Origin of the sequence: Streptomyces noursei, assembly GCF_001646665.1 — a bacterium.
Lineage (GTDB): Bacteria > Actinomycetota > Actinomycetes > Streptomycetales > Streptomycetaceae > Streptomyces > Streptomyces lavendulocolor.
Window position 1 is genome coordinate 19,733 of record NZ_LWBU01000001.1, and the last position, 9,850, is coordinate 29,582.

Genomic DNA, 9,850 nt, shown 5'->3' on the forward strand with positions numbered 1-9,850 from the left:
TTGCGGACACTCCCTAGGGCGGCGAGCCGGAGCCCGGCCCGGGGCGCCCGGGCCCGCCCGGCCAGGGGCGCACGGCCCCCTGTGGTCCGGACGCACCCGGTACCCCCGGCTCTCCGGACGGGACGTACCCGGCACCCCGCCCCCGCCCCGCTGTCCGGGCGGACGCCGCTACGGGCGGACATTCCCCGGCCGACACGCCCCGGCGTCCCGCCGGCCGCGCCGGGACCGACCGGACGGGGCGGCCCCGGTCAGCTCTCCGGGTACGCCGGCTGCCACGGCAGCACCCGGAAGTCCCCCGTACCGTTCCTGACCTTCTCGAACGGCGCGGCGCTCATGCACTTCGGCAGCTTCTTGGTCTCCTCCGGCTCGCTGCCGATCCAGCTGTACCCCAGCCGGTCGTGCCGGCCCAGGTCGTGGACGGAGACCCCCACGCGCTTGCCCGTGAAGGGGGTGTCGGACTCGGTGACGACGCCCGTCACGACCGCCACCGGGCCGCCCGTCACCAGGCAGTCCACCCGGGCCTTCGCCGAGGCCGAGGTGCCGTCCGGGAAGACGTGCCGGAAGGTGAACGTCCCGGTCGCCGCCTCCGGGTCCCCGTTGTCCGCGGCGGCCAGATGCGCGTCGAAGGTGAAGGTGATGTCGTCGCCCGCCGGCCGGTACAGCTTCGCGGTACCCGTCAGGGCGGCCGCCTCCCGGACGGTGCCCGACCGAGCCGGCCCGTCGTCCGTGGCCATGGCGGGTGCCGTGGCCCCCGCGGCGAGCAGCACGGCCACGCCCACAGCGATGATCTTCGTACGACGGTTCATGAGGGAGCCCTTTCGGCTGGTGGAGCGGCGTTTCCCGGACGCCCACCACTGTTCCGCCCCGCCGCGCCCCGCCGCATCGCGCGCCGGTCGTCACCGTCCTCCGCCGGGCGGCGGGGACCCCGTCCGACCCCAGGAGGAGGGCCGCGCAACGAATCACCGCGGAGCCCCCCATCCGCGCAACGGATCGGTCGTCGGTCCGCAACGGTCACGCCTTGTCCCGGAAGAAGACCGGACCGTACCGTTTTGAGCGTCTGCTCGACGCCTTCCCTCCCCGCCACGCACCCCGACAGAGGTCTGCCGATGCCGCCGCTGCGCACCGCCCTGCTCCAGAGCTCCGGACAGCCCGGTGACGTCGCCGCCAACCTCAAGGTCCTCGACGAGGCCGCCGCCCGCGCCGCCGCCACCGGCGCCGGCCTGCTGGTCGCGCCCGAGATGTTCATCACCGGGTACGCGATCGGTGACGACGTCGCACGGCTCGCCGAGCCCGCCGACGGGGACTGGGCCGACGCCGTCGCCGACATCGCGGAGCGCCACCGGCTCGCGATCGCCTACGGCTACCCCGAGCGCGACGGCGACCGCGTCCACAACGCGGCCCAGCTGATCGGCGCCGACGGCGCCCGGCTGCTCGGCTACCGCAAGACCCACCTCTACGGCGGCTTCGAGACCGACTCGTTCACGCCCGGCGACCAGCCGGTCGTCCAGGCGGAGCTCGGCGGGCTGCGCGTCGGCCTGATGGTCTGCTACGACGTCGAGTTCCCCGAGAACGTCCGCGCGCACGCGCTGGCCGGCACCCAGCTGCTGCTGGTGCCCACCGCGCTGATGCACCCCGCCGAGATCGTCGCCGAGTCCGTCGTACCCGTGCGCGCCTTCGAGAACCAGATCTACATCGCGTACGCCAACCGGACCGGCCCCGAGGGCGAGTTCGAGTTCGTCGGCCTGTCCGCGCTCGCCGGCCCCGACGGCACCGCGCGCGCCCGCGCCGGACGCGGCGAGGAGCTCGTCGTCGGCGACGTCGACCCGGAGTTCCTGGCCTCCTCCCGCGAGGCGAACCCCTACCTGCGCGACCGCCGCCCCGGCCTCTACACCTCGCTCGCCCGCTGAGCCTCCCGCCCCGCCCCGCCCCAGCTTTCCCGCAAGGAGCCCGTACCCCATGACGTCCACGGTGCCCACCGCCGTCCAGCACACCGACGCGCAGCCGCCGATCACCATGTTCGGTCCGGACTTCCCGTACGCGTACGACGACTTCCTGGCCCACCCGGCCGGGCTCGGCCAGATACCCGCGACCGAGCACGGCACCGAGGTCGCCGTGATCGGCGGTGGACTGTCCGGCATCGTCGCCGCGTACGAGCTGATGAAGATGGGCCTCAAGCCCGTCGTGTACGAGGCCGACCAGATCGGCGGCCGGCTGCGCACCGTCGGCTTCGAGGGCACCGGCACCGACGGCCTGACCGCCGAGATGGGCGCCATGCGGTTCCCGCCGTCCTCGACCGCGCTCCAGCACTACATCGACCTCGTCGGCCTGGAGACCCGCCCGTTCCCCAACCCGCTCGCCGAGTCGACCCCGTCGACCGTCGTCGACCTCAAGGGCGAGTCGCACTACGCGGAGACCATCGACGACCTGCCGCAGGTCTACCGCGACGTCGCCAAGGCGTGGAACGACTGCCTGGAGGAGGGTGCGGACTTCTCCGACATGAACCGCGCCATGCGCGAGCGCGACGTCCCCCGCATCCGCGAGATCTGGGGCAAGCTCGTCGAGAAGCTGGACAACCAGACCTTCTACGGCTTCCTCTGCGAGTCCGAGGCGTTCAAGTCCTTCCGCCACCGCGAGATCTTCGGCCAGGTCGGCTTCGGCACCGGCGGCTGGGACACCGACTTCCCCAACTCCATCCTGGAGATCCTCCGCGTCGTCTACACCGAGGCCGACGACCACCACCGCGGCATCGTCGGCGGCTCCCAGCAGCTGCCGCTGCGCCTGTGGGAGCGCGAGCCGGAGAAGATCGTCCACTGGCCGCTCGGCACGTCGCTGAAGTCGCTGCACGAGGGCGACCCCAAGCCCGCCGTCACGCGCCTGCACCGCACCGCCGGCAACCGCATCACGGTCACCGACGCGAACGGCGACATCCGCACCTACCAGGCGGCGATCTTCACCGCCCAGTCCTGGATGCTGCTGTCCAAGATCGCCTGTGACGACTCGCTGTTCCCCATCGACCACTGGACGGCGATGGAGCGCACCCACTACATGGAGTCGTCCAAGCTGTTCGTCCCGGTCGACCGGCCCTTCTGGCTGGACAAGGACGAGGAGACCGGCCGTGACGTCATGTCGATGACGCTCACCGACCGGATGACCCGCGGCACCTACCTGCTGGACGACGGCCCGGACAAGCCGGCCGTCATCTGCCTGTCGTACACGTGGTGCGACGACAGCCTGAAGTGGCTCCCGCTCTCCGCCAACGAGCGCATGGAGGTCATGCTCAAGTCGCTCGGCGAGATCTACCCGAAGGTCGACATCCGCAAGCACATCATCGGCAACCCGGTGACCGTGTCGTGGGAGAACGAGCCCTACTTCATGGGCGCGTTCAAGGCCAACCTGCCGGGCCACTACCGCTACCAGCGGCGGCTGTTCACCCACTTCATGCAGGACCGGCTGCCCGAGGACAAGAGGGGCATCTTCCTCGCGGGCGACGACATCTCCTGGACGGCCGGCTGGGCCGAGGGCGCCGTGCAGACCGCGCTGAACGCCGTCTGGGGCGTCATGCACCACTTCGGCGGGGAGACCGACGCCACCAACCCCGGTCCGGGCGACGTCTACGACGAGATCGCCCCGGTGGAACTGCCGGAGGACTGACGGCCGGCATGGCGGGAGCGGGTGGACCCGGGGCGCCCGGGGGTGCGTGCCCGCGTGCCCCCGGCGGGCGTCCGCGTCCCGCCGGCGGTCACCCGCCGCACGGCGCGAGCGGGGTCAGCAGCATCCGCCCCGCGAGCCCCACGGAGCGGTCGAGGCGTTCGGTGAACTCCTCGGCCAGCTCCGGCGGCCCGCCCAGCTCGCCCAGCCGCTCCAGCTGCCACAGCGAGCGGGCGGCGAGCCACGCCCCGTCCCGGGCGCGCTCCAGGCTCCAGCAGCCCAGCAGGTGCGTCAGCGGGTCGGCGATCTCCAGCACGTCCGGCCCCGGCATCAGCTCCTCGCGCACCCGCTCCTCCAGCACGGCGAGCACATCGCCCACCCGCTCGAAGTCCCGCTCCAGGTCTGCCGGTTCGCAGCCGAGCGTCCGGCAGGTGTCCACCACGGCCAGCGCCAGGTCGTGGCCGATGTGGGCGTTGATCCCGGCCACGGCGAACTGCAACGGACGCACCCCGGGATGGCGCCGGTACTGGAACAGCGGCCGCCAGCACGCCGGCGGCCGCCCGCCCGCCGCCACCGCGTCGACGGCCACCAGGTAGCGCTCCGCGAAGCGGACGTCGAGCGTGCCGGCGGCCCGCCGGTCGGCGAACCCGCCCGCGTCGACGCGCCGCTCGATCTCCTCCGTGACCGTGAGGTAGACCCGGTTGAAGACCGCCACCCCGTCCGTCGCCGGCCACAGCTCAGCGAACGCGCGCATCCGCGTCACGACCGGGCCGATCATCGAGGGTGCCGCCGGGAACTGTTCGATCTGCGCCATGGGGGCAGCGTCCCAGTAGGTAGGCTCTCGGTGGTGTCATCGCGCCGGGCTTCCCCGGAACGGGGGAACGATCTCCCGCGCGAGCACCCTGGGGGAGGGGAACAACACGGTGTCAGGCGTGCGCGCACAGCGCCGGACGGAACGCGGCCGGCGGGCCGAGCGGCGGCGTACGGCACGCCGCCACGCGATGGCGGCCGCCGCGTCGGTGGTCGTCGCCGTCGGGACGGTCAGTGGTCTGCTGACCGCGGGCGGCGGGGACGAGGACACGGCCGGGCCGCGGCCCGAGGTCTCCGGGAGCGCGCTGTACGTGCCGCCGCTGCCGGCCCGCCCCAGCCCCACGGTCACCACCACCGCCCCGGCCTCCCCGTCGCCGTCGCCGTCGCGCACCACGGCGAAGCCGTCCGCCCCGCCCGCCCCGAAGCCCTCGGTGCAGAAGCGGAAGGCTCCGAAGGCGCCCGCGCCCCGGACCGTGTCGGCCTCCCTCTACCGCCACCCGCAGTCCCAGGTGCTCGACTGGGTGCGGGCCAACCCCGGGGACCCGCGCCGGGCGGTCATCGAGTCACGGATCGCCGACCAGCCGGCCGCCGTCTGGTTCGCGCAGTACGACCCGGGCGCCATCACCGGCAGGGTGCGCGCGGTGACCTCCGGGGCGGCCGCCGCGGGCCGGGTTCCCGTCCTCGTGCCGTACGCCGTCCCGGACCGGGACTGCGGTGGCGCCTCGCAGGGCGGGGCCCCGGACCTGGCCGCGTACGACGGGTGGATACGGAACTTCGCCGCCGGGCTCGGCAGCGGGCCGGTCATCGTCGTCCTGGAGCCCGACTCCATCGCCCTCGCCGACTGCCTCTCCTCCGGTCAGCGGGCCGCCCGGTACGCCTCGCTGGCCAGGGCGGGCAAGGCGCTCAGGGCCGCCAATCCGCAGGCCAAGGTGTACTTCGACGCGGGCCACTCCGGCTGGCACTCCGCGGCGAAGATGGCCGCCGCCCTGCGCGAGGCGGGCGCCGCGACCAGCAGCGACGGCATCTTCACCAACGTGTCGAACTTCCACACCACCGCCGACGAGGCCTCCTACGCCCGGCGCGTGCTCGCCGCGCTCGGAGGCCCGTCCCACCTGGGCGCCGTCGTCGACACCAGCCGCAACGGCAATGGCGCCCCGGCGCCCGGCGAGTGGTGCGACCCGGCGGGCCGGGCGCTCGGCCGGACGCCGACGACCCGGACCGGTGAGGCCCGGATCGACGCCTATCTGTGGATCAAGCTCCCGGGCGAGTCGGACGGCTGCTCGGGCGCGGCGGGGGAGTTCTCCGCCGACTACGCCTACGACTTGGCGACCGGCTGAGCGTCGTCGCCTTCGCCGCTCTCGTACGAGCTGGTGCCCGCGTCCAGCAGCGGCTCCTGCTCCTTGAGGTGCGCCGGGGCGAAGGCGCGCAGCACGTGGTAGCCGGTGATGACGACGATCGTGCCCAGCGCGATGCCGCCCAGCTCGAAGTTGTCGGTGATCTTCAGGCTGACCCCGCCGACGCCGATGATGATGCCCGCGGCGGCCGGGACGAGGTTCAGGGGGTTGCGCAGGTCGACCTTGGCGTTGATCCAGATCTGCGCGCCCAGCAGGCCGATCATGCCGTACAGGATGACGGTGATGCCGCCGAGCACACCGCCGGGGATGGCGGCGACGACCGCGCCGAACTTGGGGCACAGGCCGAAGAGCAGCGCGAAGCCGGCCGCCGCCCAGTAGGCCGCCGTCGAGTACACGCGGGTCGCGGCCATGACGCCGATGTTCTCGGAGTACGTGGTGTTCGGCGGGCCGCCCAGGGCGGTGGACAGGACCGACGCGGCGCCGTCGGCGGCGATGGCGGTGCCGAGCTTGTCGTCGACCGGGTCGCCCGTCATCTCGCCGACGGCCTTGACGTGTCCGGCGTTCTCCGCGACCAGTGCGATGACGACGGGCAGCGCGACGAGGATCGCGGACCACTCGAAGGCCGGGGCGTGGAAGGCAGGCAGCCCGATCCAGTCGGCCTTCGCGACACCGGAGAGGTCCAGGCGCCAGTGGTCGACGGCCTCGGCGCCGCCGAGCGGGGAGTGGATCCTGCCGAAGGCCAGGTCGAGCACCCAGGAGAGGGCGTACCCGAAGACCAGCCCGAGGAAGATCGCCACCCGTGACCAGAAGCCGCGCAGGCAGACGACGGCGAGCCCGGTGAAGAGCATCACCAGCAGCGCGGTCCACTGGTCCTGCGGCCAGTACGTCGACGCCGTCACCGGCGCCAGGTTGAAGCCGATCAGCATGACGACGGCGCCCGTCACGATCGGCGGCATGGCCGCGTGGATGATCCGCGCGCCGAACCGCCGCACCGCGAGCCCCGCGAGGAACAGCACGGCGCCGACCACCAGGACCGCCCCGGTGACGGTGGCGCTGTCGCCGCCGCTCGCCCGGATGGTCGCGGCCACACCCACGAAGGACAGTGAACAGCCCAGGTAGCTGGGGACCTTGCCGCGCGTGGCGAGGAGGAAGATCACCGTGGCGACGCCGGACATCATGATCGCCAGATTGGGGTCGAGCCCCATCAGGACCGGCGCCACGAACGAGGCGCCGAACATGGCGACGACGTGCTGGGCGCCGAGTCCGAACGTACGGGGCCAGGACAGCCGCTCGTCGGGGCGCACGACGGCTCCGGGAGCGGGTGTCCGTCCGTCGCCGTGCAGGGTCCAGCGCACGCCGAGGTTCATGGTGGTGGCTCCACTTCTCCGGTTCGGGGCGGCCGCGCGGCCGGGTCCCGGCCGGGGAAGCGGCCGAAAAAGACCAGGCGCCATGGTAATCGGCCAGTCGTACCTGCCGGCGCGCTGTGCGCGGTCCGCCGGTGGGCCGCCGCGCCCCGACGCAGTCGCCGGCCCGCCCGGCTCAGCGGGGGCTCTTGCCGGCCGTCACCGCGTTCGTGGCCGTACGGGTCGTACGGTCGCCGGTGCGCAGGACGCCCGCGCCCAGGACCAGGCCGAAGGCCAGCAGGGTGACGAGCCCGAACGACACGGTCAGCGAGGTCGCGTCGGCCACGCCGCCGATCGCCGACGGGGCGATGAGGCCCGAGGTGTACGTGATCGTGGCGACGCCCGCGATGGCCTGGCTCGGGTTCGGCCCGCTGCGGCCGGCCGCGGCGAAGGCCAGCGGTACGACGACGGCGACGCCGAGCCCGAGCAGCGCGAAGCCCGCAAGCGCGGCCGCCGGGTGCGGTGCGACGACCACCAGGACGCCGCCCGCGGTTGCCGCGACGCCCCCGACGCGTACGGTCCGCACGGCGCCGAACCGGTCCACGACCCGGTCGCCCACGAGCCTCGCCACCGCCATGGTCAGGGCGAACGCGGTGGTCGACGCGGCCGCGAGGCCCGCCGACGTCCCCAGCTCGTCGCGGAGGTAGACGGCCGACCAGTCGAGGCTCGCGCCCTCCGCGAAGACCCCGCAGAAGCCGATCGCCCCGATCACCAGGGCGGACCTCGGCGGCAGCGCGAACCGCGGCGGCGGCTCCTCGTCCGGGGCGCTGCGCAGGTCCAGGACGCCCTGGCAGAAGAGCATGCCCAGGGCCGTGAGCACGAGCGCGGCGATCAGGTGGTGCAGCCGGGCGTCGGTGCCCAGGTGCGCGGCGAGCGTGCCGGCGGCCGAGCCGATCAGCGCCCCGGCGCTCCACATGCCGTGGAGGCTGGACATGATCGACTTGTCGAGCCGGTTCTCCACCTCGACGCCCAGCGCGTTCATGGCCACGTCGGACATGCCGGCGGTGGCACCGTAGACGAAGAGCGCGCCGCAGAGGGTGTAGATGTTCGGGGCCAGGGCGGGCAGCATCAGCGACAGGGTCCACAGCGCGAGCAGGCCGCGCAGTGCGGTGCGGGCGCCGAAGCGATGGCTGATCGCGCCCGCGAGCGGCATCGCCGCCGACGCGCCGAGCGCCGGGAAGGCGAGCGCCAGGCCCAGTTGGCCCGCCCCGATGCCGGCGTGGTCCGCGATCCACGGGACGCGGGTGGCGAAGCTGCCGGTCACGGCGCCGTGCACGCAGAAGACGGCGGCCACGGCGTACCGGGCCCGCCTCAGCCGTTCTCTGTCGAACACCATGTCCTGTGCCACGGGCCCTCCCCGGTCGCGTCCTTGTGCGGCGGACGTAAATTATCAGGAAGCCTGCCTGATAGTAAGGTGGTACGACGAGTTCTGAGAGGATCACGGCATGCCCGCATCGCCCAGCACCGCCCGGGCCATCAACGACCGGCTCGCCCTCCGACTCCTCCAGGAGCAGGGACCGTTGACGGCAGGTCAGCTCAAGACCCTGACCGGACTGTCCCGGCCCACCGTCGCCGACCTCGTCGAACGGCTCCAGGACTCCGGACTCGTCCGGGTGGTCGGCGAGGCGGGCGCCGAGCGGCGCGGCCCCAACGCCCGGCTGTACGGGATCGTCGCCGACCGCGCGCACCTCGCGGCCCTCGACGTCCGGACCACCAGCCTCTCCGTGGTCGTCACCGACCTGCTCGGCGGCACGCTCGCCGAGGCGTCGCTGCCCATGGAGGGCCACAGCGACGGGCCCGCCGTCGAGCGCGCGGTGGCGCTGCTGGAGCGGACCGTGGCCGAGGCGGGCGTACGGCGGCTGCACACCGTCGGGATCGGGGCGCCCGGCCTGATCGACCCGGCCACCGGCGAACTGCGCGATTCGACGGGCCTCCCCGCCTGGCACCGGCGGCTCGTCGCCGTCCTCCAGGAGCGGCTGCCCGCGACCGTGCTCGTCGAGAACGAGACGAACCTCGCGGCCGTCGCGGAGCAGCGGGAGGGCGCCGGGCGCGACCGTGACACCTTCGTCCTGCTCTGGCTCGGCCACGGCGTCGGCGCGGCCGTCCTGCTGGACGGCAGGCTGCGGCGCGGCGCGTCGGGCGGTGCGGGCGAGATCGGCTTCCTGCCCGTGCCGGGGACGGGCGGCCTGCCGTCCGCGACCGGCTGCGACGGCGGGTTCCACGCGCTGGCCGGCTCGTCGGCGATCCGCACGCTCGCGGCGCGGTACGGCATCGAGACCGGCGACGACCTGGGCGAGGAGGCGGCGGGCGCGGTGGCCGTGCGCATGGCCCTGGAGGCGGGCGCGGACGACTTCCTGGACGCCCTCGCCGACCGCGTCGCCCTCGGGGCGGCCGCCGTCGGCGCGGTGCTCGACCCCGGGTGCGTGGTGCTCGGGGGCGAGGTCGGCCACGCGGGCGGCGCCGGTCTCGCGGCCCGCGTCGAGGCCCGGCTGGCCACCCTGTCCCCGCTGCGCACGGAGGTGCGGGCGAGCGCCCTGGGCGGCGCCGCGGTCCTGCGCGGCGCCCTGCTGACGGTCCGCGACGCGGCCCAGGACGACCTCTTCGCCCCGGCCGCCCCCTAGGTCGTGTCCGCAA

Annotated in this window: 8 protein-coding genes; 4 read left to right on the top strand and 4 right to left on the bottom strand. The window is 74.0% G+C overall.

Annotation, left to right across the window (positions count from 1 at the left end):
• Positions 1 to 248 precede the first annotated feature (248 nt).
• Complete coding sequence (locus A4V12_RS00095; protein WP_064067062.1) at positions 249 to 806, bottom strand: hypothetical protein; 558 nt, start codon at positions 804 to 806, stop codon at positions 249 to 251.
• A 300-nt stretch (positions 807 to 1,106) separates the two neighbouring features.
• On the opposite strand from A4V12_RS00095, the gene A4V12_RS00100 reads away from it, so the two are divergent.
• A complete protein-coding gene (locus tag A4V12_RS00100) occupies positions 1,107 to 1,907 on the top strand; it encodes a carbon-nitrogen hydrolase family protein (protein WP_199831192.1) in 801 nt (266 codons plus the stop codon).
• 49 nt (positions 1,908 to 1,956) lie between these two features.
• Positions 1,957 to 3,651 carry a flavin monoamine oxidase family protein gene (locus A4V12_RS00105; RefSeq protein ID WP_064067063.1) on the top strand — a complete coding sequence of 565 codons (1,695 nt, stop codon included), beginning with the start codon at positions 1,957 to 1,959 and terminating at the stop codon, positions 3,649 to 3,651.
• 88 nt (positions 3,652 to 3,739) lie between these two features.
• Here A4V12_RS00105 and A4V12_RS00110 read toward each other — a convergent pair whose 3' ends face one another.
• Positions 3,740 to 4,462 (bottom strand): DUF5995 family protein, encoded by a 723-nt coding sequence (locus A4V12_RS00110; RefSeq protein WP_064067064.1) that lies wholly within the window; start codon positions 4,460 to 4,462, stop codon positions 3,740 to 3,742.
• Between the two features lie 109 nt (positions 4,463 to 4,571).
• On the opposite strand from A4V12_RS00110, the gene A4V12_RS00115 reads away from it, so the two are divergent.
• Positions 4,572 to 5,795 (top strand): glycoside hydrolase family 6 protein, encoded by a 1,224-nt coding sequence (locus A4V12_RS00115; protein WP_064067065.1) that lies wholly within the window; start codon positions 4,572 to 4,574, stop codon positions 5,793 to 5,795.
• Here A4V12_RS00115 and A4V12_RS00120 read toward each other — a convergent pair.
• Positions 5,774 to 7,180 carry a uracil-xanthine permease family protein gene (locus A4V12_RS00120; RefSeq protein ID WP_064067066.1) on the bottom strand — a complete coding sequence of 469 codons (1,407 nt, stop codon included), beginning with the start codon at positions 7,178 to 7,180 and terminating at the stop codon, positions 5,774 to 5,776. The genes A4V12_RS00115 and A4V12_RS00120 overlap by 22 nt on opposite strands.
• Before the next feature lie 172 nt (positions 7,181 to 7,352).
• Complete coding sequence (locus A4V12_RS00125) at positions 7,353 to 8,552, bottom strand: MFS transporter (protein WP_064067067.1); 1,200 nt, start codon at positions 8,550 to 8,552, stop codon at positions 7,353 to 7,355.
• Between the two features lie 109 nt (positions 8,553 to 8,661).
• On the opposite strand from A4V12_RS00125, the gene A4V12_RS00130 reads away from it, so the two are divergent.
• Positions 8,662 to 9,837, top strand: coding sequence for an ROK family transcriptional regulator (locus A4V12_RS00130; RefSeq protein ID WP_064067068.1), 1,176 nt, complete (start codon positions 8,662 to 8,664; stop codon positions 9,835 to 9,837).
• Positions 9,838 to 9,850 lie beyond the last annotated feature (13 nt).